Here is a 26,853-nt window from a genome sequence, read left to right on the forward strand (position 1 = left end):
CCGGGCGCACGGTGTGAGCGACGCGACCTCGTCAGGCCCCGGGGCGCAGGGCCGCACGGGCCTCCCCGGCGGCGGCCGCGGCGGCCCGCCGCAGGTCGGCGGCGTCCGGGCCCGCGCCGAGCACGCCGCGCGAGCTCGAGGCCAGCACCGAGCCGCGGGCCGCGCCGAAGACCTGCGCCAGCTCCGCGGGTCCGGCGCCCTGGGCCCCCACGCCGGGAGCCAGCAGCGGGCCGTTGACCGCGTCCAGGTCGGTGCCGGTGTCCCGCACCGCGTCCCCCACCGTCGCGCCCACCACGAGACCCACCGAGCCCATCGGTGAGGCACCCTCGTTGAGCGCCGCGGCCTGCGCGGCGACCGAGGCCGCCACGCTCACGCCGTCGGCGCCCGCCGCGTGCTGCACCTGGCGACCCTCCGGGTTCGACGTCAGGCACAGCACGAACACGCCGCGCCCCGAGGCGCTCGCCCGCTCCAGGGCCGGCGCGAGCGAACCGAACCCCAGGTACGGCGACACCGTCACGGCGTCGCCCGCCAGCGGGGAGCCGTCCGCGAGGAACGCGTCGCCGTAGCCGGCCATCGTCGACCCGATGTCGCCGCGCTTGGCGTCCACGATCGTCAGCGTCCCGGCCGCGCGCGAGGCCGCGAGGACCTCCTCCAGGACGGCGAGCCCGCGCGAGCCGTGCCGCTCGAAGAACGCGGCCTGCGGCTTGAGCGCGGCCACGGCGCCGCCCAGCGCGTCGACGACCCGCAGGGAGAACTCCCGCAGGCCCCCGACGTCGTCCGGCAGGCCCCACGCCGCCAGCAGGGCGGCGTGGGGGTCGATCCCGACGCACAGCGGGCCCACGGCGTCCATCGCCGCGGCCAGCCGCGCCCCGAACGGCGCCGGGGCGCTCACACGCCCACCTGCGCCTCGCGCCGGGCCACGGTCGCCGCCGTGTGCTCCTGCAGGCTGCCGACGGCGAACGGCCCGCCGCGGACAGCCTCGATCGCCTGCACGGCCGCCGCGAGCTGGTCCACGGTGGTCACCATCGGCTTGTCCGCCGCGGTCGTCGCCGCCCGGATCTCGTAGCCGTCGGCGCGCGCCCCCTGACCCGACGGGGAGTTGACCACGAGGTCCACCTCGCCGGCGCTGATGAGGTCGACGACGGTCGGCTCGCCGGCCGCGCCCGCGCCGTCGGAGTACTTGCGCACCGTCGTGGCCGCGATGCCGTTGCGGGCCAGGACCTGCGCCGTGCCCGACGTCGCCAGGATCTCGAACCCGATGTCCGCCAGGCGCTTGACCGGGAACACGATCGAGCGCTTGTCGCGGTCCGCGACCGAGACGAACACCGTGCCCGACGTCGGCAGCCCGCCGAACGCCGCGGCCTGGGACTTGGCGAACGCGTGCGGGAAGTCCTTGTCGAAGCCCATGACCTCACCGGTGGACCGCATCTCCGGACCCAGCACGGTGTCCACGACATGGCCCTCGGCGGTGCGGAACCGCTTGAACGGCAGCACGGCCTCCTTGACGGCCAGGGGCGCACCCAGGTCGAGCGTGCCGCCGTCGCCCTCGGCGGGCAGGATCCCCGTGCCGCGCAGGTCGGCGATCGACTCGCCCACCATCACGCGCGCCGCTGCCTTGGCCAGCGAGGCGCCGGTCGCCTTGGACACGAACGGCACCGTGCGCGAGGCGCGCGGGTTGGCCTCCAGCACGTACAGCACGTCCGAGACGAGCGCGTACTGCACGTTCAGCAGGCCGCGCACCCCCACGCCGCGCGCGATGGCCTCGGTGGAGCGGCGGATCCGCTCGATCTCGGCCTGGCTCAGCGAGACCGGCGGCAGCACGCACGCCGAGTCGCCGGAGTGGATCCCGGCCTCCTCGATGTGCTCCATGACCCCGCCCAGGAACAGCTCGTCGCCGTCGAAGAGGGCGTCGACGTCGATCTCCATCGCGTCGTCCAGGAACCGGTCGATCAGCAGCGGCGCCGGCAGCACCCCGGGCGCCCGCGACGTCACCGCGTGGGCCGCGGCCGCCTCCAGGGCGCGCTCGACGTACCCGGTGAGCTGGTCGGCGGAGTAGACGATCTCCATGCCGCGCCCGCCGAGGACGTACGAGGGCCGCACGAGCACCGGGTAGCCGATGCGCTCGGCGATGTCGCGCGCCTCCCCCAGCGACCGGGCGGTGCCGAAGGCGGGCGCCGGCAGCCCGGAGTCGGCGAGCACCTGGCCGAACAGGCCGCGGTCCTCGGCGGCGTCGATCGCCTCCGGCGGCGTGCCCAGGATCGGCAGCCCGGCGTCGGCGAGACGCTGCGCCAGCGACAGCGGCGTCTGGCCGCCGAGCTGGACGATGATGCCCTTGACCGGCCCGGCCGCGAGCTCGGCCTGGTAGACCTCGAGCACGTCCTCGAACGTCAGCGGCTCGAAGTAGAGCCGGTCGGACGTGTCGTAGTCGGTCGAGACCGTCTCCGGGTTGCAGTTGACCATGACCGTCTCGTACCGGTCCTTGAGCGTCAGGGCCGCGTGCACGCACGAGTAGTCGAACTCGATGCCCTGCCCGATGCGGTTCGGCCCCGAGCCCAGGATGATGACCGCCTCGCGCTCGCGGGGGGCCACCTCGGTCTCCGTGTCGTAGGACGAGTAGTGGTACGGGGTGCGGGCGGCGAACTCCGCGGCGCAGGTGTCGACCGTCTTGTAGACCGGGCGCACACCGAGCGCGTGCCGTGCCTCGCGCACCGCCGACTCCCCGCCGGGTCCCATGCCGCGCAGCGCGGCCACCTGGGCGTCGGACAGCCCGTGCCGCTTGGCGCGGCGCAGCACCTCGGCGGTGAGCGTCTCGGACGCCTCCACCTCGGCGGCGACCTCGTTCATCAGCAGGATCTGGTCCAGGAACCAGGGGTCGATCTTCGTGGCGTCGAAGACCTGCTCGAGGGTCCCGTGACCGGCGACGACGGAGCGCAGCGCCTGCTGCACGCCCACGAGCCGCTGCTCGGTGGGCCGCCGCAGCGACTCGAGCAGGGCGGTCAGCTCCTCGCCCGCCGGGGCCTCGCCGGCCCAGTGGAAGTCGACGCCGCCCTTGTCGATGCTGCGCAGGGCCTTGCCGAGCGCCTCGGTGAAGTTGCGGCCCAGGGCCATCGCCTCGCCGACGGACTTCATCGTGGTCGTGAGCGTGTCGTCGGCGGCGGGGAACTTCTCGAACGCGAACCGCGGGACCTTGACCACGACGTAGTCGAGCGTCGGCTCGAAGCTGGCGGGCGTCACCTGGGTGATGTCGTTGGGGATCTCGTCCAGGGTGTAGCCCACGGCGAGCTTGGCGGCGATCTTCGCGATCGGGAAGCCCGTGGCCTTCGAGGCCAGCGCCGAGGACCGGGACACGCGCGGGTTCATCTCGATGACGACCACGCGGCCGGTGTCCGGCTCGACGGCGAACTGGATGTTGCAGCCGCCGGTGTCGACGCCGACCTCCCGGATGACGGCGATGCCGATGTCGCGCAGCGTCTGGTACTCGCGGTCGGTCAGCGTCATCGCCGGCGCCACGGTCACCGAGTCACCGGTGTGCACGCCGACCGGGTCGACGTTCTCGATGGAGCACACGACCACGACGTTGTCGTCCTTGTCGCGCATGAGCTCGAGCTCGTACTCCTTCCAGCCCAGGATGGACTCCTCCAGGAGCACCTCCGTGACCGGCGAGTAGTGCAGGCCCTGGCCGACGATGCGCCGCAGGTCCGTCTCGTCGTAGGCGAGCCCGGAACCCAGACCGCCCATGGTGAACGAGGGGCGGACCACCATCGGGTAGCCCAGGTCGTCGGCCGCCTCGAGGGCGCCGTCGATCGAGTGGATGATGCGCGAGCGGGCGGACTCGCCGCCGCAGACGTCGACGACCTCCTTGAACTGCTCGCGGTCCTCACCCTTGCGGATGGCGGGGATGTTGGCGCCGATGAGCTCGACGCCGTACTCGTCCAGGACGCCGGCCTCGTGCAGCTCGATGGCGGCGTTCAGCGCCGTCTGTCCGCCCAGGGTGGGCAGCAGCGCGTCGGGCCGCTCCTTGGCGATGATCGAGGTCAGCACCTCGCGGGTGATGGGCTCGACGTAGGTGGCGTCGGCGAACTCCGGGTCGGTCATGATGGTGGCCGGGTTGGAGTTGACCAGCACCACGCGCAGGCCCTCCTCCTTGAGCACCCGGCACGCCTGGGTGCCCGAGTAGTCGAACTCGCAGGCCTGGCCGATGACGATCGGGCCGGACCCGATGACCAGGACGGAGGAGAGGTCGGAACGGCGGGGCATCAGTTCTCCTTCTCGCCGGTGGTGCCGCCGAGCGCGGCGAGGGCGCTGTCGGGGACGGTCACGGGCTGGCGGGTGGTCATGAGCTCGACGAAGCGGTCGAACAGGTAGGCGCTGTCGTGCGGGCCGGCGGCCGCCTCGGGGTGGTACTGCACCGAGAACGCCGGCAGGTCGAGGGCGGTGAGGCCCTCGACGACGCGGTCGTTGAGGCCCAGGTGGGACACGATGACGCGGCCGTATCGCACGTCGTCGTCGCGGGCGTCGTCGTGGGGCGCCGTGCTGACGGCGTCGACGGGGGCGTCGACGGCGAACCCGTGGTTGTGCGCGGTGACCTCGACCTTGCTCGTCGTGCGGTCCATGACGGGCTGGTTGATGCCGCGGTGGCCGTAGCCGAGCTTGTAGGTGCCGTAGCCGAGGGCGCGGCCCAGGAGCTGGTTGCCGAAGCAGATCCCGAAGAACGGGATGCGGGCGTCCAGCACGCGGCGCAGGAGGTCGACCTCCGCGGTGGCCGCCGACGGGTCGCCGGGACCGTTGGAGAAGAACACCCCGGCGGGGCCCTCGGCGGGCAGCAGCGCGGCGATCTCCTCGAAGGTGGCGGACTGGGGCACCACGTGCACGCGCACGCCGCGCTCGGCCAGGCGGGCCGGGGTCATGGCCTTGATGCCCAGGTCGACGGCGACGACCGTGGCGACGGGCTCGGCACCCGCGTGCTCGCCGGCCGGCTCGACGGTGTAGGCCTCGGTCGTGGAGACCTCGCGGGCCAGGTCGGCGCCGGCCATCGGCGGGGCGCCCTTGACCTCGGCCACCAGGTCCTCGACGCTGCGCTCGACGCCGTCGGGGGCGAGCGCCTCGCCCGAGAAGATGCCCGCGCGCATCACGCCGAGCTCGCGCAGGTGGCGCGTGAGGAAGCGCGTGTCGACCCCGGCGATGCCGACGACGTCGTGCGCGGCGAGCTCGTCGCCCAGGTCGCCGGTGGCACGCCAGTTGGACGAGCGGCGCGCCGGGTCGCGCAGGACGTAGCCGGCGACCCAGATGCGCCCGGACTCCGGGTCGTCGGTGTTGACGCCGGTGTTGCCCACGTGCGGGGCCGTCATGACCACGATCTGGCGGTGGTAGGACGGGTCGGTCAGGGTCTCCTGGTAGCCGGTCATGCCGGTGGAGAAGACGATCTCGCCGAGGGTGGCGCCGCGGGCGCCGTAGGCGGTGCCGCGGGCGACGGTGCCGTCCTCGAGGACGAGGATCGCCGGTTCGGTGCTGGTGGGTGTGCTCACTGCGGGTCCTTCGCGCTCGGCGTGGAGGGGGACGAGGGGGTGATCAGGGCGCCCGCGGCCGTCAGGAGGCGGGCGTTGTCGGCCTGGTGGCGCAGGCGCAGGCCGGTGTCGACCGTCACCGCGTCGACGGCGCCGTCGGTGGGGATCTCCCAGGTCAGCACGACCAGGCCGTCGCGACCGACGAACTTGCCGGCCATCCCCGGGGCCGTGCCGACGCCGCGCAGGCAGGTGGCGGGCACGAGGACCGCGGCGGTGCCGTCGCGGTCGACGACGACTCCCCCGCGGTAGACGGTGACCTCGGCGCGGGCGCGGTCGCCCAGGCTGTGGGCACCGATGCGGGCGAGCCAGTCGCCCGACGCCGTGGTCGAGACGTAGGTGGCCTCGAGCGGCCCCAGGAGGCTCTCGCCCAGGGCGCCGTCCTCGACGGGCACGGCGGGCGGCACCGGCACGACGTCGCGCGAGCGGGTGGCCAGCCGGCGCCGGCCCCACAGCACGAGCAGCAGCAGGGCGACCCCGACGACGATCCAGATGCCGACGGCCACGGGCAGCGGCAGGTTCACCGGACCACCTCCCCGACGGGGGCGCCGTCCAGCACGGTGGCGCGCCCGCGCAGGAACGTCGCCACGACGCGGCCCGGCAGCTCGACGCCGGCGAACGGGGTGTTGCCGCTGGCCGTGACCTGCCGGGTGCCGTCGACGGACCGCACGGCGGCCGGGTCGACCAGGGTCAGGTTGGCGGGCTCCCCCACCGCGACGGGACGGCCCTGGGCGTGCGGACCGGCGTCGACGCGCCCGATGCGGGCCGGGGCCGAGGACAGCACGCGCGCGACGTCGGACCAGCTGAGCCGGCCGGTGTCGACCATGGTCTGCTGCACGACGCTCAGCGCGGTCTCCAGGCCCGTCATGCCGAACGCGGCCGCACCCCACTCGCAGTCCTTGTCCTCGCGGGTGTGGGGCGCGTGGTCGGTGGCGACGATGTCGATCGTGCCGTCGGCGAGTCCCTCGCGCACGGCCTCGACGTCGGCCGCGGTCCGCAGCGGCGGGTTGACCTTGAAGGCCGGGTCGTAGGTGCGGGCCAGCTCGTCGGTCAGGACCAGGTGGTGCGGGGTGACCTCGGCGGTGACGTCGATGCCGCGCGACTTCGCCCAGCGCACGATCTCGACGGACCCGGCCGTGGACAGGTGGCAGACGTGCAGCCGCGAGCCCACGTGCTCGGCGAGGAGCACGTCGCGGGCGATGATCGCCTCCTCGGCGACGGCGGGCCAGCCGGTCAGCCCGACCTCGGCCGAGACGACGCCCTCGTTCATCTGCGCGCCCTCGGTCAGGCGCGGCTCCTGGGCGTGCTGGGCTACGACGCCGTCGAACGCCTTGACGTACTCCAGGGCGCGGCGCATCAGCACGGGGTCGGACACGCACTTGCCGTCGTCGGAGAACACCCGCACCCGGGCGGCCGAGTCGGCCATCGCGCCCAGCTCGGCGAGCCGTTCCCCGGCCAGTCCCACCGTGACGGCGCCGACCGGGTGCACGTCGACCCACCCGGCCTGCTCGCCGAGCCGGTACACCTGCTCGACGACGCCGGCGGTGTCCGCCACGGGCGAGGTGTTGGCCATGGCGTGCACCGCGGTGAAGCCGCCGGCCGCGGCGGCGCGCGTCCCGGACGCGACGGTCTCGGCGTCCTCGCGTCCCGGCTCGCGCAGGTGGGTGTGCAGGTCGACCAACCCGGGCAGCAGGACGTGGTCGGCGGCCTCCACGACGGTGGCGTCGGCGGCGTCGGCGACCCCCGGGGCGGTGATCTCGGCGACGACGCCGCCACGCAGCACGACGTCGACGGGGTCGCCCCCCAGCGGTCGCGCGGCGCGCAGGACGTAGGTCTCGGTGCTCACAGGTCGTTCCCTTCTGCCGAGTCCTCCCCGGCCATCAGCAGGTAGAGGGCGGCCATCCGCACGGCCACGCCGTTGGCGACCTGCTCGACGATGACGGCGCGCTCGGAGTCGGCGGCCTCGGCGGAGATCTCCAGCCCGCGGTTCATGGGTCCCGGGTGCAGGACGATGGCGTGGTCGTCCAGCAGGGCGAGACGCCGGGCGTCCAGCCCGTAGTAGCGGGTGTACTCCAGCGTGCTGGGGAAGAACGCCCCCGCGCCGCCGGACATGCGCTCGCGCTGGACGCGCAGCATCATCACCGCGTCCGGCCGCCACCCGTCGAGCGTGGCGTCCAGGTCGTAGGAGACCTCGCACGGCCACACCCCCACCCCGACCGGGACGAGCGTGGGCGGCGCGACGAGCGTCACCTGCGCGCCGAGGGTGTGCAGCAGCGCGACGTTCGCGCGTGCCACCCGGGAGTGCAGCACGTCGCCGACGATCGCGACCTTCAGCCCGGCCAGGTCGGCACCGACGCCGTCGACCGCGCCGTCGGGCAGCCGGTCGGACCGCGCGGCCAGGTGGCGACGGATCGTGTAGGCGTCCAGCAGGGCCTGGGTGGGGTGCTGGTGGGTGCCGTCGCCGGCGTTGAGCACGGCGGCGTCCAGCCAGCCCGCGTTGGCCAGCTGGTAGGCGGCTCCGGACGCCCAGTGCCGCACGACGACGGCGTCGGCCCCCATGGCGTGCAGGGTCAGCGCGGTGTCCTTGAGGGACTCGCCCTTGGAGACGCTGGAGCCCTTCGCGGAGAAGTTGATGACGTCCGCGGACAGGCGCTTGGCCGCCGTCTCGAACGAGATGCGTGTGCGCGTGGAGTCCTCGAAGAACAGGTTGACCACGGTCCGGCCGCGCAGCGTGGGCAGCTTCTTGATCTCGCGCGACTGCGTGGCGGCCATCTGGGCGGCGGTGTCCAGCAGGAGCACCGCCTCGTCCTTGCTCAGGTCCGCCGTGGACAGCAGGTGCCTCATCGCGCACCCCCCGCGGCGTCGTCGGGCGCGTCCCGGCCCGCGATCACGACGGCGTCCGGACCGCCGTCGACCTCGGTCAGCAGCACCCGCACGCGCTCCGCCTGCGCGGTGGGCAGGTTCTTGCCCACGAAGTCCGGACGGATCGGCAGCTCGCGGTGACCGCGGTCGACGAGGCAGGCGAGCCGGACGGCGCGGGGGCGGCCGAGGTCGCCCAGGGCGTCCAGCGCGGCGCGGATCGTGCGTCCGGAGAACAGCACGTCGTCGACGAGCACCACGGTGCGTCCGGTGATCCCGGCGTCGGGCAGGCGGGTGACGCCCACGGCGCGGGTGGGGTGCCGGTGCAGGTCGTCGCGGTACATCGTGACGTCGAGCTCGCCGGTGGCCGCCTCGGGGTCGAAGCCGGGCTCGATCTGGGCCAGACGCTCGGCGAGCCGGCGGGCGAGCGGCACACCCCGGGTCTGGATGCCCAGCAGGACGACGTCGTCGGCCCCCTTGGACCGTTCGACGATCTCGTGGGCGATGCGGGTCAGGGCGCGGGCGACGTCGCCGGCGCCCAGCACGGTGGTGCCACCGTCTGCGGGCAGGGCAGGTCCAGTGCTCAACGGGACTCCTTCTCCGCCTCACGGGACGGGTTTAAAGGGTGTCTGTCGGCCTCAGCGTACCCGGGCGGGCGGGAACGCACGCAGCCGACGTCCGCTCCTCGGACGTCGGCTGCGTCACAACCGGCTCGACGCGTCGCCGGCGGGCGCGCGGCTCAGTCGAGCAGCGTCGGCTTGATCTCCAGCACGCGGCCGAGCAGCCCGTTGACGAACCCCGGGGACTCGTCGGTGGACAGCCGGCGTGCGAGGTCGACCGCCTCGTCGACGGCGACCGCGTCCGGCACGTCGGCGCAGTAGAGGATCTCGAAGACGCCGATGCGCAGCAGCGCCCGGTCGACGGCGGGCATGCGGGCCAGGGTCCAGTCGCGCGAGTACGTCTCGAGCAGCTCGTCGATGCGCTCGCGGTGCGCCACCACGCCCTCGACCAGGTCGACGGCGTACTGCGGCACGGACGCCTCGGTGTGCGGCTCGATCACCCTGTCCTGCAGCAGGACGAGCGGGTCGACCGTGCGCTGCTCGGACTCGAAGAGGATGTCCGCGGCGCGCTTGCGCGCCTTGGTGCGTGCGCCCACGTCAGTCGTTCACACGGCCCAGGTAGGAGCCGTCGCGGGTGTCCACCTTGACCTTGGTGCCCTGCTCGAGGAACAGCGGGACCTGGATCTGGGCACCGGTCTCCAGCGTGGCGGGCTTGGTGCCGCCGGTGGACCGGTCGCCCTGCAGGCCGGGCTCGGCGTAGGTGATCTCGAGGACGACGGACGACGGCAGCTCGACGTAGAGCGGCACGCCCTCGTTCATCGCGACCATGACGCTCATGCCCTCGAGCATGTAGTCCTTGGCGTCGCCGACGACGGCCGTGGAGACCGGGATCTGGTCGTAGGTGTCGGTGTCCATGAAGACGAAGTCCTCGCCGTCCATGTACAGGTACTGGTAGTCACGGCGGTCGACGTTCGCCGTCTCGACCTTGGCGCCGGCGTTGAACGTCTTGTCGACGACCTTGCCCGAGAGCACGTTCTTCATCTTGGTCCGGACGAACGCGCCACCCTTGCCCGGCTTGACGTGCTGGAACTCGAGGATCGACCACAGCTGCCCGTCGATGCGCAGCACGGTGCCGTTCTTGATGTCATTGGAGGTAGCCACGGTGATTGATCGTCCTCGGCGAGTCTCGGGGATGGGGAGGTCCTGACGACCCGTGGCGACGAGCGCCGCTCGGGTCGGGGCCGCAGAACGGCCCGGGTCATTCTACAGGCCGCCCAGCAGCGCCCGGCCCGCGAGGCCCACCCCGGCCGACCAGACCAGCGAGGCCAGGCTGCCGACGACGAACCGCTCGCCGGCCACGGGGTGCTCCCGCAGCTCGGGCAACCGACCCAGCGCCTTGACGGCGACGACGACCGCGACCCCCTCGGGGTAGCCCACGAGGATGGTGCCGGTGATCGCGAAGCGTTCGAGCAGACCGATCCAGGTGCCGTTGCCGAGCACGGCCAGCGCCTCGGCCCGCGCCGAGACCTCGGTGGACTCGGCGTGCCGCAGCACCAGCGGGACCAGCCACGAGCCGGCGGCCACGCTCACGGCCAGCGCTCCGACGGCGACCAGCACGACCACCCACGGTTCGGACACTCTCGTCACCCTTCGTCGTCGACGTCCGCCCCGACGTCCGCGGCGGTCGCCGCGGTGTCGGCGGCGGCCACCAGGCGGACCACCAGCGGGCGCACCGCCTCGGTCTCGTGCCACAGCGCCGTGCGCAGCCGCTGGCTGACCGCCTGCTCGCTGATGCCGAGCGCCTCGGCGGCGGCCCGCTGCGGGCCGTCCGACGTCGGGTGCTCGCCGAGCGTATCGACGGCCTCCCACCCCGCGACGGACCGACGCGCCGTGACCGCGCCGCACAGCCGCAGCAGCGCCTCGGCGTCGGCGGCGACCGTCGCGGCGGGCTCGCCCTCGGCGCCGCTGAGCGCCAGGGGGACGGACAGACCCTTGCGCTTGGCCTGCTCGACCGCGGCGCGGGCTCGGACGAACGCCGGACCCGAGGCGGCCCGGGAGGCGTCGGGCAGCGGCTCGTCGACCGCACCCACCCCCACGCCGACGGACCAGCCGCCGTCGCGCACCAGCTCTTCGACGAGCTCGACGGCGAGCTCGGCCCCGTCCTGGTCCGCCGCCAGCACCCCCTGCACCTCGTCCCCCACCGTGCGCTCGAACGGGAGCACGAGGCCGTCCACGGGCCCGTCCGGGCCGTGGGTGCAGGCGTGCAGGACGTCGAGCACCACGGGCACGAGGTCGCCGCGGGTGGTGCTCGCTCGCTGGTCCACCGTCAGGACGATCATGAATCAAGTATAGAGGGCTGATCAAACACAATCTAGGCTGAAGGCTTGATCACCCGAGATCTAGCCCTTGAGCTTGCCCGCCAACGCCTGCAGCGCCAGCCGGTACGAGTCGAACCCGAACCCGGCGACCGTGCCCGTGGCGATCCCGGCCACGACCGAGTAGTGGCGGAAGGACTCCCGCGCCGCCGGGTTGGACAGGTGCACCTCGACCAGCAGCAGGCCCGACGTCGTCACCTGCGCCGCCGCGTCCCGCAGGGCGTAGCTGTAGTGGGTGAAGGCTGCCGGGTTGAGGACCACGTGCGCCCGGGTGTCCACCGCCTCGTGCAGCCAACCCACCAGCTCCGACTCGTCGTCGGTCTGGCGGACCTCCACGCTCATCCCGAGCCCGCTCCCCCACGCACCCGCCTGCACCTCCAGATCGGCCATCGAGGCGTGGCCGTAGATCTCGGGCTCGCGGACGCCGAGCCGTCCGAGGTTGGGACCGTTCAGGACGAGGACGCGCGTGTCAGCCATGCCCCGAGCCTAGACGGACCGGGCCGCCCAACCGCTCCACCGGCTCACCCGGACACGCACCACCGGTCCCGCCGGTGGACGGTCCCGGTAGGGCCCGTAGCGGGCGGCCAGCGCCTCGAGGGCCTCGCAGCGCTGCGTGCCGCCGTCGTCGATCGTGGCCGTGCCGTCCGCCCGCACCCACCACAGGCGGTCCCAGTCGTCGTCGTAGGCGTCGGCGAGCAGCGCGACGCGCGGGTTGGCGGTCACGTTGCGCAGCCGGCGCAGGGCGTGGGTCGCCTTGGGCTTGTGGTCGACGGCCCAGACCACGGCGTCGCCGTCGGCGGTGTCGAGCACCGCGAAGGTGATCGGCACCAGGTGCGGCACGGCGGCGAGGTCGGCCGTGGCCAGGTAGGCGTGCCGTGCGGCGGCGAAGCGGCGGCGGCACTCGTCCGGGTCGAGCCGCGGCACGTCAGCGTGCCGCTGCGTCGATCTCGTCGCGCCGCAGCACCACGAGACGGTCGATCACGTCGTCGGGCAGGGGGTGGTCGTGGCGGAAGCCGATCGAACCCTTGGTCACCCGGAAACCCGCGAGGTCGGCGGACACGGCCGTGACCACCGCCGGGCTGAACGGGTAGACGCCGACGTGCTTCGCGGTGCGGACCACGCTGATCAGCGGGCTGCCGCGGTAGCGCAGGGCCGGCATCCCGTAGCTGGCGCCCTCCTCGGCGTCGGGCACGACGGCGCGGGCGCGGTCGACCACGCGCCCGACCGCGCTGCGTGCTGGCTCCTGCAACGACGCGACGTAGTCGCTCACCTCACCCACAGAGGCATCATGCCTGCCGCGCGGGCGCCCCGCGCGACGGCCGGACGGGATGCCGCTCGGCTCAGCGTTCGAGGGGGTCGGTGACAGCCAGCATGAGGACCAGCCCGGCCAGGAGCACCGCGGCGATGCCGAGCGCACCCCAGATCGTGGCGCCCGTCAGCGCGATGATCGCGGTCCACAGCGCCGGGGTCAGGAACGACACCGCCCGCCCGGTGGTGGCGTACAGACCGAAGATCTCCGACTCGTGACCGGCCGGGGTCACGCGGGCCAGGAAGGACCGGGACGCCGCCTGCGCGGGACCGACGAACAGGGTCAGGGTCAGGCCGGCGACCCAGAAGGCCGTCTTGCCCGCCGGGAGGAGCGCGACGACCACGACGATGCACGTGATCAGGGCCACCAGGGACCACAGGATGACCGACCGCGGCCCGAGACGGTCGTCCAGGCGGCCGGCCAGGATCGTGGTCACGCCGGCCAGCAGGTTGGCGAGCACGCCGAAGATCAGGACCTCCTGGTCGGTGAACCGGTACGACACGGCGGCGACGATCGCCCCGAAGGTGAAGACGCCCGCGAGCCCGTCGCGGTAGACGGCGCTGGCGAGCAGGAACCAGAACGTGGTGCGGGCGTCCCGCCACAGCGCGACGACGTCGCGCCACAGCTGGGCGTACCCGGCGAAGAAGCCCACACGGGGCCGGTCGGCGGCGGGCGGGGCCTCGGGCACGTGGCGGAACAGCGGCCAGGCGAACGCGAGCGCCCACAGCCCGCACCCGACCGCGATCACGCGGTAGCCCATGCCGTCGGAGGTGTCCATGCCGAAGAAGTCGAGCTCGGTCGCCACGACGACCGCCAGGAGGGCGACGATGCCCCCGACGTACCCCAGGCCCCACCCCAGGCCCGAGACGCGACCGACCGTGCGCGGCGTCGAGACCTGGGTCAGCATCGCGTTGTAGTTCACGCCCGCGATCTCCGAGGCCACGCTGCCGAGGGACACCAGCGCGGCACCGAGCGCGAAGTACGCCGGGTCGGCCCGGACGAACCCGAGACCGAACATCGCCACGACCAGCACGACCGTGCCCGCGGCGAGCCACGCCTTGCGCCGGCCGGCCACGTCGGCGCGGCGCCCGAGCACCGGTGCGAGCAGCGCCACCAGGACGCCGCCGACGGTGATCCAGGCACCCAGACCGCTGGACAGGTCCGCCAGGGCCCGCTCGCGCACGGGGTCGTTCTCCCCCAGGGCCGCCACGGCCGGGTCCAGGAAGGCGTCGCTGTTGAGGTACAGCGCCGTGAAGACGAACGTCAGGATCACGGTGTTGTACGGCTGGGTGGCCCAGTCCCACAGCGCCCACGACCGCACCCGGCGACGTCGTTCGGCAGCGGGCAGGGAGTCGAACGGTACGGACTCGGCACCGGACGGCGTCGTCGGGGTGGTGTCGCTCATGTCGGACGAGTCTGCCGCACCTGGGTGAACGGGAGGTGGCGCCGCGCTGCGCGCCGCTCAGCGCACCCGGTCGGGGTCCGCGTCCGGGTCGCGCACGGGCGGGGGGTCGCCCGCGAGCGCCCAGCGGATGGCCCGGGTGGCCAGTCGTCCGCCGGCGCGGACGGGGGCGGGGTCGCCGTGCAGGGGCCAGGGGGCGGGGAGCAGGTCCTGCGCCCAGGGGGGCAGGGTGCCGTAGGCGCCGGCGGCGAGGAGGGCGTAGGGGGCGCGGGCGATCCGGGGCAGCGGTGGTTCGCCGAGCAGGAACCGGGCGACGTCGTCGGAGGCGGGGGTGGCGGCGAGCTCGGGCCGGAACTCCTCGAGGGCGGCGTGCAGCGCGGCGACGGTGCGGGGCGGGTCAGCGGCGCCGAGCCGGTCGGCGACGGTGGCGGCCTGGGCGAGGTAGGCGTCGCAGCCGGCGGCGTCGAGCGGTCGGGCGCCGAAGCGTTGGTGCGCGGTGAGGAAGCTGTCGACCTCGGCGGTGTGGACCCAGCGCAGCAACCAGGGGTCGTCGGCGGCGTAGGCGAGGCCCTCGGGGGTGGTGCCGCGGATGCGGGAGTGCACGGCGCGGACGACGTCGACGGCTTCCTGGGCGTCGGTGGCGGTCGCGAAGGTGGTGCGGGCGAGGAACGTGGAGGTGCGGCCCAGGCGGCCCCAGGGGTCGCCGCGGTAGCCGGAGTGGGAGGCGACGGCGGCCATCGCGGCGGGGTGCAGGGACTGCAGCAGCAGGGCGCGCAGCCCGCCGGGGAACATGGAGGCGTCGCCGTGGACGCGGGCGACGGCGGAGTCGTCGTCGAACCAGCGGGGCCCGGGGCTGGTGTGGATGCGTTCGCGTTCGACACGTCCGGCGGCGCCGCCGGAGACCTTCTCGAAGAGGGTTCGTCCGGCGCGTCGCTGGAGGCTTCGCACGGGGTGCGGCATGGGTCCATTGTGCGCCCCGGGTGGGGATGGTCCGGCCCGGCGCGGGCCGGCGCTGCGCGGGACGTGTGCGGCGTCGTACGGTACGGGGGTGCCGACTGTCGATGCGCACCGTCCGACGACGGACTGGGTTCCCGACCGGCTGCTCGACGGCTTCGTGTCGGCGCCGGTGGGCCCGGCGACCCTGGTGCGGCGTGCGGACGGGCTGTCGGCGCCGCGCGGCTACGTGCTGCACGTGCACGGGTACAACGACTACTTCTTCCAGACCCAGCTGGTCGACGCCCTCGCGCAGGTGGGCCTGGAGTGCTGGGCGGTGGACCTGCGCCGCGCCGGGCGGTCGCTGCTGCGCGACGACGGCGGTCCGGCCGCGGGGGCCCCGCCGCACTTCGCGGCGTCGCTGCGGGAGTTCGGCGCGGACCTGGACGCCGCGCTGGCGGTGCTGCGGGCGCGGGCGGGGGGCGCACCCGTCGCGGTGCACGCGCACTCCACCGGTGGGCTGACGGCGGCGATGTGGACGCACGCGCGCGGCGTCCGCGGGCCGGACGCCCTGGTGCTGGACTCGCCGTTCCTGGACCTGACCGGGTCGTGGCTGTCGCGGCAGGTCAGCTCCGGCGTGCTGGGCGTGCTCGGCCGGATGCGCCCGCTGGCGGTGCTCAGCACGCATCCGTCGGTGTACGCCACGTACCAGCACGTCGATGCGGGCGGGCGCTGGGAGTTCGACACCCGGCTGAAGAAGCCCGAGGGTCAGCCGGTGCGGGCGGCCTGGCTGCGGGCCGTGCGGCGCGCCCAGCTGCGGCTGGCCCGCGGGCTGGCGATCGCCTGCCCGGTGCTCGTGGGACGCTCGGCCGCCAGCGGAGTGGACAGCCCCGCCAACCCCCGCCTGGACGCTCAGGACACCGTGCTGGACACCCGCCGCATCGCGGCGCTGGTGCCGCGCCTCGGTCCCGACGTGGCCGAGGCGGTCGTCGACGGCGGGGTGCACGACCTGCTGCTGTCGGCGCCGCCCGCGCGGGAGGCGTACCTGACGGCGGTCACGGAATTTCTGTCGGCACGACTCGGAGGAGACACATGACGGACGGGCACCCGTACTTCGGCGCTCGCGGCGAGGTGGCGGCGCTGGCGCACCGCGGGTTCTCCCACGGCGCGGAGAACCTGGAGAACTCCATGGCGGCGTTCGCCGCCGCGGTGGACCTGGGGTACCGGTACGTCGAGACCGACTCGCACGGGACGCGCGACGGCGTGGCGGTCGCCCTGCACGACTCCGACCTGGACCGGACGACCGACGGTCACGGTGCCGTGGCCGACCTGTCCTGGGCGGAGGTGTCCCGGGCTCGGATCGGTGGCACGGAACCGGTGCCGCGACTGGACGAGCTCCTCGACGCCTGGCCCGACCTGCGGGTCAACATCGACGTCAAGGGTGACTCCGGCGTCGATCCGACCGCGGCGGCGATCGAGCGCACGGCCAGCCACGACCGGGTGTGCGTCACGTCGTTCTCCCCGCGCCGACGCCGGGCGACGCTGGCCCGGTTGTCCCGCCCCACGGCGACGAGCGCCGGGATCGGCGAGGTGGTCGGGTTCCTCGCCGGTGCCCGGCTGCGGGTGCCGGGGCTGGTGCGGCGCGCGCTGCGCGACGTCGACGCCCTGCAGGTCCCCCGTTCCCAGGGCGTGCTGACCGTGGTCGACGCGGCGACGGTGGCCGCGGCGCACCGGGCCGGTCGCCACGTGCACGTGTGGACCGTCGACGAGCCGGACGAGATGCGCCGGCTGCTCGACCTCGGCGTCGACGGGATCGTCACCGACCGCGCCGACCTGCTGCGCGACGTGCTGCGCGAGCGCGGACTCTGGCACTGACCCGAACCGTCCCGTTGTGGGCATGAAATCTGCGGCCCGGAACACTCTCGGAGCCGCACATTTCATGCCCACAACGGGACGGCGGGCGGTCGGGCGAGAGGATCAGGGGGTGAGCTGGACGGTGACGCCCGGGTTGCCCGACGGCGGCTCCTTGGAGATCTCCGCGTACGCCGCGGCGAGCACGGTCGGGTCGGGACCCTCGAGCCGCACCGGCTTGGCGACGTCGTCCAGGACGACGAACCGCAGCAGGTCGCCGCGGGCCTTCTTGTCGCGGCGCATCGCGGCCAGCAGCTGGTCCCACCGGTCGCCGCGGTAGGTGGTCGGCAGGCCGACGGCCGTCAGGATCTCGCGGTGCCGGTCCACGACGGCGTCGTCCAGCTTCCCGCCGAGCCGGCCGAGCTCCGCGGCGAACACCATGCCGACGGCGACCGCCGCGCCGTGGCGCAGCTGGTAGCGCTCGACGAGCTCGATGGCGTGGCCGAGGGTGTGCCCGTAGTTGAGGATCTCGCGCATACCCTGCTCGGTGAGGTCCTCCCCCACGACGCGCGCCTTGACGCGCACCGACCGTTCGATGAGCTCGGTCAGCACCGCCCAGGTGTCCTCGGTGGCGTCCGCGCCAGCCCACTCGCGGATCCGCTCCGCGTGGGCCTCGACGAGCTCCAGGATGCGTTCGTCCGCGATGAAGCCCGTCTTGATCACCTCGGCCATCCCGGCCACGAGGTCCCAGCGCTCCAGGGACTCGAGGGCCGCCAGGTCGCACAGCACCCCCGCGGGCGGGTGGAACGCGCCCACCAGGTTCTTGCCCTCGGCGGTGTTGATGCCCGTCTTGCCACCCACGGCGGCGTCTACCATCGCCAGCAGCGTGGTCGGCACGTGCACGACCCGGATGCCGCGCAGCCAGGTGGCGGCGACGAACCCGGCCAGGTCCGTCGTCGCACCGCCGCCGACGGCCACGATCGCGTCGGACCGCGTGAAGTCGGCCTGCCCCATGACCTGCCAGCAGAACGCCGCGACCTGGGCGGTCTTCTGCTCCTCGGCGTCGGGCAGCTCGGCGGCGAACGCCTCGAAGCCCTGGGCGGCGAGGTCCTCGCGCACGGCGTCGCCGGTCGCCTGCAGGGACGCCGGGTGCATGACCAGCACGCGCCGCACGCCGTCGCCCAGCAGCGAGGGGATCTCGCCGAGCAAGTGGCGGCCGATCACGACGTCGTAGGGCGTGTCACCGGACACGGTCACGCGGACCGTCATGGGCGGACCTCCTCGAGGATCTGGGAGGCGACCTGCGCGGCGGTGCGCTCGTCGGAGTGCACCCGCAGGGTCGCCAGTCGTTCGTACGTGGGGCGGCGGGCCTGCATGAGCTCGGCCCAGCGCGCCCGCGGGTTGCCGACCAGCAGCGGGCGGGACTGGTTGAACCCGACCCGGGGTGCGGCGTGGACCAGGGAGACGTCGAGGAAGACCACGGTGCCGCCGTCGGCCGCGTACCCGGTCAGCGCGCGCTGGGTGTGGGCGTCCATCACGGCGCCCCCGCCGAGGGCGAGGATCCCGTCATGGGTGGCCAGGGCGGTGGTGACGGCCTCACGCTCCAGGTCACGAAAGTGCGGTTCGCCGTCCTCGACGAAGATGTCGGGCACCGCCTTGCCGGCGAGCTCCTCGACGTCGGCGTCCGTGTCGCGGAACGCGACCCCGAGGTGCTCGGCCAGCAGCCGGCCCACCGTCGTCTTGCCGCTGCCGGGCGGGCCCGTCAGGACCGCCCGGGGACGCGTCGCGCTCATCGCAGCAGCTCGGGGATCGAGGCCAGGTACGCCTCGGCGTTGCGCCGCACCTCCGCCACCGAGTCGCCGCCGAACTTCTCCAGGACGGCCTGCGCGAGCTCGAGGGCGACCATCGCCTCCGCGACGACGGCCGCGGGCGGCACCGCGCACACGTCGGAACGCTGGTGGTGGGCGGTGACCTCCTCGCCCGTGGCGACGTCGACGGTCGCCAGGGCACGCGGCACCGTGGAGATGGGCTTCATCGCCGCCGAGACGCGCAGCACCTCGCCGTTGGTCATGCCGCCCTCGATGCCGCCGGCCCGGTTCGAGCGGCGCACGATGCGCCCGTCGGCGTCCCGGGCGATCTCGTCGTGCGCGGCCGAGCCACGTCGCTGCGCCGTGCGGAACCCGTCGCCGACACCGACACCCTTGATCGCCTGGATGCCCATCAGGGCGCCGGCGAGCCGGGCGTCGAGGCGCCGGTCGGAGTGGGCGTAGGTGCCCAGGCCCGTCGGCACGTCGTAGGCGAGCACCTCCACGACACCACCGAGGGTGTCGCCGTCCTTGCGGCACGCGTCGATCTCGGCGACCATCGCCTCGCTCGTCGGCCCGTGGAAGCACCGCACCGGGTCCGCGTCCAGCGCGGCGAGGTCCTCGGGTGCCGGCAGGTCGGCGTCCTGCGGCACCTCGACCGTGCCGATCGCCGTCACGTGGCTGACCAGCCGGATCCCGAGCGCCTGCTCCAGGAACTTCGCCGCCGCCGTCCCGAGCGCCACACGCGTCGCCGTCTCGCGGGCGCTCGCACGCTCCAGGACCGGCCGGGCGTCGTCGAAGCCGTACTTGCGCATGCCCACCAGGTCGGCGTGCCCCGGCCGCGGTCGCGTCAGCGGACGGTTGCGGGCGATCTCGCGCTCGTCGCCGGTGCCGGCGTCGACCAGCAGCGCCTCCGGATCCACCGGGTCCGCCGACATGACGTCGGTCCACTTCGGCCACTCGGTGTTGCCGATCTCGATGGCCAGCGGCCCGCCCTGGGTGACGCCGTGGCGCAGCCCGCCCAGGACCCGCACCTCGTCCTTCTCGAACTTCATCCGCGCGCCGCGGCCGTAGCCGAGGCGACGGCGGGCCAGGGCGTCCTGGATGTCGGAGGTGACGAGCTCGACGCCCGCGGGCAGCCCCTCCATGAGGCCCACCAGGGCCTGACCGTGCGACTCTCCCGAGGTCAACCAGCGCAGCATGCCTGCGATTCTGTCACGCCCACGCCTGCCGGCGGCACGGCGGCCGGATCCCGGACAGGTGCCGGCCTCAGGCGGCCTCGGTCACCAGTGCCGACTGCAGGGCGGCGTCCATCGCCGCCACCGGCGCCGTCCGGCCCGTCATCAGCCGCACCTGCTCGACCGCCTGGTGCAGCAGCATCCGCTCACCGCCGACGACGGTCCCTCCGGTGTCGGCCCAGGCCCGCGACAGCGCGGTCGGACGGGGGTCGTAGACCGCGTCCAGCAGCACGCCCGCGGTGCCGGCACCCCGGCCCCGCAGGGCGTCGGCGATCGGGTCGGCGGCGTACGCCGGCATCGTGGAGACCACCACGTCGGCCCCGGCCAGCACCTCGGGCGTCGCCGCGACGTCCAGCACGTCGAAGCGGGGCGTGACCCCCATCCGCGCGGCCGCCTCCTGCAGCGGAGCCGTCCGGGCGAGGTTGCGCGCCAGCACCCGCGGCGTCGTGCAGCCGAGCTCACCGAGCGCGGCCAGCGTGGAAGCCGCCGTCGCTCCCCCACCGAGGACGACGGCGCGGCCCACCTCGACGTCGTGCGTGCCGTGCCGCTGCGCCAGGCCCTCCCGGATCGCCGTGACCAGGCCGTAGACGTCGGTGTTGGTGCCCGTCAGGGTCACCCCGCACCGCGACGGGGAGACCAGCACCGTGTTCACGGCGCCCACCGCGACCGCGAGCGGGTCGACGTGGTCGACGAGCTCCATCACGGCGTGCTTGAGCGGCATCGTGACACTCAGCCCCGCCCAGCCGAGGTCCAGGTCACGGACCACGTCGGGCAGCTGCTCGACCGTCGTGTCGATCGCCGTGTACCGCCAGCCCTCCAGGCCCAGGGCCTCGTAGGCGGCGCCGTGCAGCGTGGGCGACAGGGAGTGCGCGACCGGGTGTCCGAGGACGGCCGCGCGACGAGGAGCGCCCATCAGTAGCCGTTCTCCGCGGCCCACTCCTGGTACTCGTTCCGGAAACCGAGGAACTCCTGGTAGTTGTCCGTGAACTTCGTCTCCCCGGTCTCCAGGTTCACCGTCACGTACCAGAGCCAGTCACCCTCCGGCGGGTTCGCGACCGCCTCGACGGACGCCGCACCCGGGTTCGCGATCGGGGTCGGCGGCAGACCGACGTTGGCGCGCGTGTTGTACGGCAGGCTGGCGTCCTCCCACTCCGAGACGGTGATCTCGTGCGCGGGCTTGCCCAGGCCGTAGGCCAGCGTGGCGTCGATCCCGAGGGCGTCGCCGACCTCGAGGCGGTTCTCCAGGACGCGGGCCACCTTGCCGCGGTCCTCGTCGTTCTGGGCCTCACGCTCGACCATCGAGGCCTTGTTCAGCACGTCCTGGCGGTCGCCGCCCGACACGCCGAGCGAGTCCAGCTCAGCCTTCGTCTGGTCGACCATCGTCTTCAGGAGGTCCTCGGCGGTGTCGCCCGGCTGGACGGCGTACGTCTTCGGGAAGAGCCAGCCCTCGGCGTTCCCGTCCGCCGCCCCGGGCAACCCGATCTTCTTCGGCGACTTCAGCGCCGCCTCCATGTCCTCCCGGGTGATCGAGGTGACCGAGGCGACCTTGTCGACGACCTGCTCGACGGTGAACCCCTCGGGGATGGTCACCGAGATCTCCACCTTCTCGTTCGCCACCAGGGCCTCGACGGCGTCGGCGGCGTTCATCTGGGTGAGCAGCTCGTACGTGCCCGGCTGGATGCCGGCGGCACCCGGCGTCGCCTCGAACGCCGCGTTGAAGGCACCCACCGACGCCACGACGTCGGCCTCGACGAGCTCCTCGCCCATCATCGCACCGGTCGCGCCCTCGGGGATCTCCACCTGCACCGGGTCGACCCCGGGGCCGGCGTAGTCCTCCGGCGCGGAGTCGAAGGGGTTCTCGAAGCCGGCGACGACGTCACCGACGCGGTCGAACAGGAAGTAGCCGCCCACGCCCAGCACGCCGAGCAGGACGATCAGGATGAACGCCGTGCGCTGCTGGCGACGCCGCTTGCGCTTGCGAGCGGCTCGCTTGCTCGCCGCCGAGCGGCCCCGCGACGGCGGCGGTGCCGCCGGGCGGTGTGCCGTGGAGGGCTCGAAGAGGTCCGTCACGCCGGATTCATCCTTCGGGTGGTGTCGACTGTGGTCTGCTGGTCACGACTCGAGGCGTTCGCCGGCCCTCGTGCCCGAGGCCCGCTCCGCATCGAGTGCATGTTGCAAGATGATAACGGCTGCCGCCTGGTCGATGACAGGCCTGTGCTTGACGGTCTTGCGACCGGCGGAGCGGAGCTGGGCGTGCGCCGTGACCGTCGTCATCCGCTCGTCGACCAGGTGGACCGGCACCGGATCGATCTCCCGGGCCAGCCTGCCGGCGAACTCCCGGGCGTCCGCCGTGGCCGCGCCCTCATTGCCCGACAGGTGGCGCGGCAGGCCCACGTAGACGACGGCGGCGGACCGGTCGGCAGCCTCCGCCGCGATCCGCGCGACGTCAGCCGTGACCGCCGGTATGCCGTCCGTCGTCGTCGGCACGGACAGGACGCGCGCGACCGTCTCGACCGGCGTGGCGACCAGACCGTCGGGGTCCGAGCCGGCCAGCCCGATCCGGGCCTTGCCGACGTCGACCCCGAGGCGAGCGCCCCGCGGCAGAGCATCACTCACCGATGGACTCCCGCACCCCGTTCGTCACGCCCTGCAGCGCCATCGGCACCGCGGTCGCGTCGGAGCCGCCGCCCTGGGCCAGGTCCGGCTTGCCGCCGCCACCGCCGCCCAGCGTCTTGGCGGCGGCCTTGACGAAGTCGCCGGCGCGCAGGCCGGCGTCGCGGGCGCCCGCGTTCGTGGCGACCACCACCAGCGGACGGCCGTTCGCCACGCCCGCCACGGCCACCACCGCCGGGTCGGCCTCGCCGAGCCGCCCGCGCACGTCGAGGACGAGCGCGCGCAGGTCGTCCGCCGATGCGACCTCCCCGGCGTCGTGCGTCACGACGCGCACCGTGCCGACCGTCTGCGCCTCGGCGGCCAGGTTGCCGGCGGTCGCCAGGAGCTGGCCCTGACGCAGGGTGGCGAGCTCCTTCTCGGTGTCCTTGAGCCGACTCATGAGCGACCCCACGCGGTCCGTGAGCTCCTCCGGGCGCGCGTTCAGCATGCCCGTGAGCTGGCCGACCAGCGCGTGCTCCTTGGCGTGGAACCCGTACGCGCCGTCCCCGACGAGCGCGTCGACGCGGCGCACCCCGGACCCGATCGACGACTCGCCCAGCAGCGCCACGCGGCCCAGCTCTCCGGTCGCCCGGACGTGGGTGCCGCCGCACAACTCGCGGGACCACTCCCCGCCGATGGAGACGACACGGACGTTCTCGCCGTACTTCTCCCCGAAGAGCGCCATCGCACCCATCGCCCTGGCGTCCGCGAGCGGCATCGTCGCGTCGATGACCTCGAGGTTCTCCGTCAGCCGCGTGTTGACGCGCTCCTCGATCTCGGACAGCGCCGACGCCGGCACCGCGGCCGGCGAGCGGAAGTCGAACCGGATACGGCTCGGGGCGTTCTCCGACCCCGCCTGCGTCCGGTCCGACCCGACGAGCTCGTGCAACGCCTTGTGGATCATGTGCGTCGCGGAGTGCGCCCGGCTGATCGCCACGCGCCGCCCGGTGTCGATCGACGCCGTGCCCGGGTCGCCGAGCGACACGGTGCCCTCGGTCAGCCGACCCCGGTGCACCGACAGGCCCGCGACCGGGCGCTGCACGTCGTCGACCTCCACGACCGCGCCGGAGTCCAGGGCGATCGTGCCCTGGTCGGCGAGCTGGCCGCCGGCCTCCGCGTAGAACGGGGTCCGGTCCAGCACGATCTCGACGTCCGCGGGTGCCGTCGCCGCCGGCGCGGAGACGCCGTCGACCAGCAGCCCGACGACGTTCACCGCCGCCTGGGCGTCCGTGTAGCCGAGGAACTCGACCGGCGACGTCAGGTCCTTGGACAGGCTCTCGTAGGCGCGCAGGTCCGCGTGACCGGTCTTCTTCGCCAGCGCGTCGGCGCGCGCCCGCTCCTTCTGCGCCGTCATCAGGTCACGGAACGCCTGCTCGTCGACCTGGACGCCCTGCTCGGCCGCCATCTCGAGAGTCAGGTCGATCGGGAACCCGTAGGTGTCGTGCAGCGCGAACGCCTCGTCGCCGCCCAGGACGACCGCACCGCCGTGGGCCTGGTCCTTCGCCCGCGCGACGGCGGTGTCCAGGATGGTGGTGCCGGCGGCCAGGGTGCGCCGGAAGGCGTCCTCCTCGCCGTAGGCCACGTCGCTGATGCGCGCGAAGTCGGTCTCGAGCTCCGGGTAGGAGGCCTTCATGGCGTCCTTGGACACCGGCAGCAGAGAGGGCAGCGCGACGTCGTCGACGCCGAGCAGACGCACCGCACGCACCGCGCGGCGAATGAGGCGGCGCAGCACGTAGCCGCGGCCCTCGTTGGCCGGGCGCACGCCGTCGCCGATCACCATCATCGCCGAGCGCACGTGGTCGGCGACCACGCGCATGCGCACGTCGTCCTCGCCGTTCGCGCCGTACCGCTTGCCCGTCATCTCCTCCACCGTGGCGATGACCGGGTAGACCTCGTCGATCTCGTAGAGGTTCTCCTTGCCCTGCAGCAGGTACGCGATCCGCTCCAGGCCGGCACCGGTGTCGATGCTCTTGTGGTCGAGCTCGCCCAGCAGCGGGTAGTTCTTGCCCTGCCCCTCGCCGCGCACGAACTGGTCGAAGACGAGGTTCCAGATCTCCAGGTACCGGTCGCCGCCCGGGTCGACCGTGCCGCCCTCGGCCTCCGGTCCGTAGGCCGGGCCGCGGTCGTAGTGCCACTCGGCGCACGGGCCGGCCGGACCGGGCTGACCGGTGTCCCAGAAGTTCTCCTCGCGCGGCAGGCGCACGATGTGCTTCGGGTCGAGGCCGATGCCCTGCGTCAGCGCGTCGTAGGCCTCGGCGTCCTGCTCCCACAGCGTCACCCACAGCCGGTCGCCGTCCAGGCCGTACCCGCCGTCGGCCTGCGCGGTGGTCAGCAGCTCCCACGCGAAGTCGATGGCCTCGCGCTTGAAGTAGTCGCCGAACGAGAAGTTGCCGTTCATCTGGAAGAACGTGCCGTGCCGGGTGGTGCGCCCGACGTTCTCGATGTCGTTGGTGCGGATGCACTTCTGCACGCTCGCGGCCCGCGGCCACGGTGCCGTCTCCGTGCCGAGGATGTACGGGATGAAGGGCACCATGCCGGCGATCGTGAACAGGATCGACGGGTCCGGCGAGACCAGGGGCACGCTGGGCACGATCTCGTGGTCCTTGGACCGGAAGTAGTCGAGCCAGCGCTGGCGGATGTCGGCGGTGCGCATGATGTCCTTCGTGGGGTCTGGTGGCGGGACGGGAGCAGGTCCGTCCCTATTGTCTCGCGGTCCGCGGGTGCGGCAGGCACCCGGACCGGTACCGCCGCGGTGCGGCTGGTCAGAACGAGTAGCCGAGCTCGTCCTCGTCGGCACGGGTCGCCGCCTCGGCGGCGGCGCCGGCGCTCCCCGCGGCGGCGTGGCGGCCGTGACGGGGGCGCGGCTCGACGTCGTCGGGGTGCGTCTGGCCCTCGGCGAGCAGGGCGGCGACCAGCTCGGCCTCCCGCGCGGCGCGGGCGGCCCCGAACTCCTCGCGGAACGTCGCCACGAACGTGGCCGACCGGCGCGAGACGTCACGGCCCAGGTCCTCGGCGCGCTGCGCCATCGCCTCGGGGGTGTACCGCGCCACGACGCGACGCCCGCGACGGATGACCACCACGGTGATCGTGACGCCGACGCCGACCCAGAACAGGCGGCGGATCATCGGGAGCCACCGGTGTCGTCCGAGCCCGAGCGGCGCCAGGCCTTCGCCAGACCCTGGCGCACGCCGTAGGAGAACGAGGCGACCTTGATCAGGGGGCGCCCGAACGTCGAGGCGTACAGCCCGGCCAGCGCCGAGACGTTCTCGCTGACCTGGGCGGCCGAGGTCGTGATCGTGTCCACCTTGACGAGCTGGTCGTTCGTGGAGGCCACCGTGGTGGCGGCCTCGTCGAGGATCGGCACCGAGTGCTCCGTCAGCTCCCGGATGCTGCGCGAGGTCTCGTCCAGGGTGCGTCCCAGCTTCACCAGCGGGACGGCCAGGAGGCCCACGAGCAGCACGAACGCGATGGCGGCCACCAGGCCGGCCACGTCGCCAACGGACATCTTCTCTCTCCTCGGTCGGGGTGCGTCGCCACCCTATCCAACGACGGACGCCCCGTCCCCGAGCGGGGACGGGGCGTCGTGCCGTGCTGCGCGAACGGGTCGCGGATCAGCGGGCGTAGTACTCGACGACCATCTGGACGTCGCAGGTCACGGGGACCTCGGCGCGCTTGGGCGCGCGGGTCAGCGTGGCCGACAGCTTCTCGAGCTGGACGTCCAGGTAGCCCGGGACCTCGGGGAGCACGTCGCGGTGCGCACCGGCGGCGGCGACCTGGAACGGCGTGGTGGCCTGGGACTTGGCCTTGACCTGGATGGTCTGGCCGGGCTTCACGCGGAACGACGGGCGGTCCACGATCTTGCCGTCGACCAGGATGTGACGGTGGGTCACGGCCTGGCGGGCCTGCAGGATGGTGCGACCGAAGCCGACGCGCAGGACGAGCGCGTCCAGGCGGGTCTCCAGGTCCTCGACCATGACCTCACCGGTCAGGCCGGGGTGCTTGCGGGCGTCCTCGTAGACCTTGAGGAGCTGCTTCTCGCGCAGGGCGTACTGGGCGCGCAGACGCTGCTTCTCGCGCAGACGGACCGCGTAGTCCGACTCGGTGCGGCGGCGGGCACGGCCGTGCTCACCCGGAGGGTACGGGCGCTTCTCGAAGTGGCGGACGGCCTTCGGGGTGAGGGCCAGACCGAGCTTGCGGCTCAGGCGCACCTGGCGGCGCGACTTGCGGACTGCAGTCACAGTGGTTCTTCCTGTCCTGTGGTGGTGGATGAGGTCACACCCGAGGCGCACGGATCCGAAGGTCCGGACG

28 protein-coding genes are annotated in these 26,853 nt (G+C 73.6%); 2 read left to right on the top strand and 26 right to left on the bottom strand.

Annotated elements, in window-relative coordinates:
* Window positions 1–31: 31 nt before the first annotated feature.
* The 16 genes from pyrF to HDG68_RS04540 all read right to left on the bottom strand — a co-directional run bounded on the left by pyrF (window position 32) and on the right by HDG68_RS04540 (window position 15,026).
* The gene (pyrF, locus tag HDG68_RS04465) at window positions 32–892 is read right to left on the bottom strand and encodes an orotidine-5'-phosphate decarboxylase (RefSeq protein ID WP_172149684.1); all 861 of its coding nucleotides are present in this window, start codon (window positions 890–892) and stop codon (window positions 32–34) included.
* Window positions 889–4,257 (bottom strand): carbamoyl-phosphate synthase large subunit, encoded by a 3,369-nt coding sequence (gene carB / locus HDG68_RS04470; RefSeq protein WP_172149686.1) that lies wholly within the window; start codon window positions 4,255–4,257, stop codon window positions 889–891. Before carB ends, pyrF begins: the two co-directional genes overlap by 4 nt.
* The gene (gene carA, locus HDG68_RS04475) at window positions 4,257–5,525 is read right to left on the bottom strand and encodes a glutamine-hydrolyzing carbamoyl-phosphate synthase small subunit (protein ID WP_343037430.1); all 1,269 of its coding nucleotides are present in this window, start codon (window positions 5,523–5,525) and stop codon (window positions 4,257–4,259) included. Before carA ends, carB begins: the two co-directional genes overlap by 1 nt.
* Window positions 5,522–6,085 (bottom strand): PH-like domain-containing protein, encoded by a 564-nt coding sequence (locus HDG68_RS16935; RefSeq protein WP_172149688.1) that lies wholly within the window; start codon window positions 6,083–6,085, stop codon window positions 5,522–5,524. Before HDG68_RS16935 ends, carA begins: the two co-directional genes overlap by 4 nt.
* Window positions 6,082–7,407 (bottom strand): dihydroorotase, encoded by a 1,326-nt coding sequence (locus HDG68_RS04485; protein ID WP_172149690.1) that lies wholly within the window; start codon window positions 7,405–7,407, stop codon window positions 6,082–6,084. The genes HDG68_RS16935 and HDG68_RS04485 overlap by 4 nt, the downstream gene beginning before the upstream one ends.
* Window positions 7,404–8,405 (bottom strand): aspartate carbamoyltransferase catalytic subunit, encoded by a 1,002-nt coding sequence (locus HDG68_RS04490; RefSeq protein WP_172149692.1) that lies wholly within the window; start codon window positions 8,403–8,405, stop codon window positions 7,404–7,406. The genes HDG68_RS04485 and HDG68_RS04490 overlap by 4 nt, the downstream gene beginning before the upstream one ends.
* Complete coding sequence (pyrR, locus tag HDG68_RS04495) at window positions 8,402–9,007, bottom strand: bifunctional pyr operon transcriptional regulator/uracil phosphoribosyltransferase PyrR (protein ID WP_246253561.1); 606 nt, start codon at window positions 9,005–9,007, stop codon at window positions 8,402–8,404. The genes HDG68_RS04490 and pyrR overlap by 4 nt, the downstream gene beginning before the upstream one ends.
* 152 nt (window positions 9,008–9,159) lie before the next feature.
* Window positions 9,160–9,576 carry a transcription antitermination factor NusB gene (nusB, locus tag HDG68_RS04500; RefSeq protein WP_172149694.1) on the bottom strand — a complete coding sequence of 139 codons (417 nt, stop codon included), beginning with the start codon at window positions 9,574–9,576 and terminating at the stop codon, window positions 9,160–9,162.
* 1 nt (window position 9,577) lies between these two features.
* Entirely contained in the window at window positions 9,578–10,141 is a 564-nt protein-coding gene (efp, locus tag HDG68_RS04505; protein ID WP_172149696.1) for an elongation factor P, read from the bottom strand.
* Window positions 10,142–10,243: 102 nt separating this feature from the next.
* On the bottom strand, window positions 10,244–10,618 hold the full coding sequence (locus HDG68_RS04510; protein WP_172149698.1) for a hypothetical protein: 375 nt from the start codon (window positions 10,616–10,618) through the stop codon (window positions 10,244–10,246).
* 5 nt (window positions 10,619–10,623) lie between these two features.
* The gene (locus HDG68_RS04515) at window positions 10,624–11,319 is read right to left on the bottom strand and encodes a hypothetical protein (RefSeq protein ID WP_172149700.1); all 696 of its coding nucleotides are present in this window, start codon (window positions 11,317–11,319) and stop codon (window positions 10,624–10,626) included.
* Window positions 11,320–11,379: 60 nt separating this feature from the next.
* Complete coding sequence (locus HDG68_RS04520; RefSeq protein ID WP_172149702.1) at window positions 11,380–11,832, bottom strand: type II 3-dehydroquinate dehydratase; 453 nt, start codon at window positions 11,830–11,832, stop codon at window positions 11,380–11,382.
* 9 nt (window positions 11,833–11,841) lie between these two features.
* A complete protein-coding gene (locus HDG68_RS04525) occupies window positions 11,842–12,279 on the bottom strand; it encodes a TIGR03668 family PPOX class F420-dependent oxidoreductase (protein WP_172149704.1) in 438 nt (145 codons plus the stop codon).
* A gap of 1 nt (window position 12,280) precedes the next feature.
* Window positions 12,281–12,634 carry a DUF1801 domain-containing protein gene (locus HDG68_RS04530; RefSeq protein WP_172149706.1) on the bottom strand — a complete coding sequence of 118 codons (354 nt, stop codon included), beginning with the start codon at window positions 12,632–12,634 and terminating at the stop codon, window positions 12,281–12,283.
* Between the two features lie 61 nt (window positions 12,635–12,695).
* Window positions 12,696–14,069 carry an MFS transporter gene (locus HDG68_RS04535; RefSeq protein ID WP_172149708.1) on the bottom strand — a complete coding sequence of 458 codons (1,374 nt, stop codon included), beginning with the start codon at window positions 14,067–14,069 and terminating at the stop codon, window positions 12,696–12,698.
* Between the two features lie 57 nt (window positions 14,070–14,126).
* The gene (locus tag HDG68_RS04540; RefSeq protein WP_172149710.1) at window positions 14,127–15,026 is read right to left on the bottom strand and encodes an oxygenase MpaB family protein; all 900 of its coding nucleotides are present in this window, start codon (window positions 15,024–15,026) and stop codon (window positions 14,127–14,129) included.
* Window positions 15,027–15,114: 88 nt separating this feature from the next.
* Between HDG68_RS04540 and HDG68_RS04545 the strand changes: the two genes are divergently transcribed.
* A complete protein-coding gene (locus HDG68_RS04545; RefSeq protein ID WP_343037431.1) occupies window positions 15,115–16,095 on the top strand; it encodes an alpha/beta hydrolase in 981 nt (326 codons plus the stop codon).
* On the top strand, window positions 16,092–16,874 hold the full coding sequence (locus HDG68_RS04550) for a glycerophosphodiester phosphodiesterase family protein (protein WP_172149714.1): 783 nt from the start codon (window positions 16,092–16,094) through the stop codon (window positions 16,872–16,874). The genes HDG68_RS04545 and HDG68_RS04550 overlap by 4 nt, the downstream gene beginning before the upstream one ends.
* A 102-nt stretch (window positions 16,875–16,976) precedes the next feature.
* On the opposite strand, the gene aroB is transcribed toward HDG68_RS04550, so the two are convergent.
* The 10 genes from aroB to rpsD all read right to left on the bottom strand — a co-directional run bounded on the left by aroB (window position 16,977) and on the right by rpsD (window position 26,783).
* Window positions 16,977–18,119 (bottom strand): 3-dehydroquinate synthase, encoded by a 1,143-nt coding sequence (gene aroB / locus HDG68_RS04555; protein WP_172149716.1) that lies wholly within the window; start codon window positions 18,117–18,119, stop codon window positions 16,977–16,979.
* The gene (locus HDG68_RS04560) at window positions 18,116–18,643 is read right to left on the bottom strand and encodes a shikimate kinase (RefSeq protein WP_172149718.1); all 528 of its coding nucleotides are present in this window, start codon (window positions 18,641–18,643) and stop codon (window positions 18,116–18,118) included. Before HDG68_RS04560 ends, aroB begins: the two co-directional genes overlap by 4 nt.
* Window positions 18,640–19,857, bottom strand: a complete 1,218-nt coding sequence (gene aroC, locus HDG68_RS04565) for a chorismate synthase (RefSeq protein ID WP_172149720.1) — start codon at window positions 19,855–19,857, stop codon at window positions 18,640–18,642. The genes HDG68_RS04560 and aroC overlap by 4 nt, the downstream gene beginning before the upstream one ends.
* A gap of 67 nt (window positions 19,858–19,924) precedes the next feature.
* Window positions 19,925–20,806 carry a shikimate dehydrogenase gene (locus HDG68_RS04570; RefSeq protein WP_172149722.1) on the bottom strand — a complete coding sequence of 294 codons (882 nt, stop codon included), beginning with the start codon at window positions 20,804–20,806 and terminating at the stop codon, window positions 19,925–19,927.
* Entirely contained in the window at window positions 20,806–21,963 is a 1,158-nt protein-coding gene (mltG, locus tag HDG68_RS04575) for an endolytic transglycosylase MltG (protein WP_172149724.1), read from the bottom strand. Before mltG ends, HDG68_RS04570 begins: the two co-directional genes overlap by 1 nt.
* Before the next feature lie 42 nt (window positions 21,964–22,005).
* Entirely contained in the window at window positions 22,006–22,509 is a 504-nt protein-coding gene (gene ruvX, locus HDG68_RS04580; protein WP_343037432.1) for a Holliday junction resolvase RuvX, read from the bottom strand.
* Window positions 22,502–25,198, bottom strand: coding sequence for an alanine--tRNA ligase (gene alaS / locus HDG68_RS04585; RefSeq protein ID WP_172149726.1), 2,697 nt, complete (start codon window positions 25,196–25,198; stop codon window positions 22,502–22,504). Before alaS ends, ruvX begins: the two co-directional genes overlap by 8 nt.
* Before the next feature lie 109 nt (window positions 25,199–25,307).
* Window positions 25,308–25,670: a hypothetical protein gene (locus HDG68_RS04590; RefSeq protein WP_216647996.1), complete on the bottom strand. Its 363-nt coding sequence runs from the start codon at window positions 25,668–25,670 to the stop codon at window positions 25,308–25,310.
* Window positions 25,667–26,050, bottom strand: coding sequence for a DUF948 domain-containing protein (locus HDG68_RS04595; RefSeq protein ID WP_172149728.1), 384 nt, complete (start codon window positions 26,048–26,050; stop codon window positions 25,667–25,669). Before HDG68_RS04595 ends, HDG68_RS04590 begins: the two co-directional genes overlap by 4 nt.
* A gap of 106 nt (window positions 26,051–26,156) precedes the next feature.
* A complete protein-coding gene (gene rpsD, locus HDG68_RS04600) occupies window positions 26,157–26,783 on the bottom strand; it encodes a 30S ribosomal protein S4 (protein WP_172149730.1) in 627 nt (208 codons plus the stop codon).
* Window positions 26,784–26,853: the final 70 nt, after the last annotated feature.

This window comes from Isoptericola chiayiensis, from assembly GCF_013149805.1.
GTDB lineage: Bacteria > Actinomycetota > Actinomycetes > Actinomycetales > Cellulomonadaceae > Isoptericola > Isoptericola chiayiensis.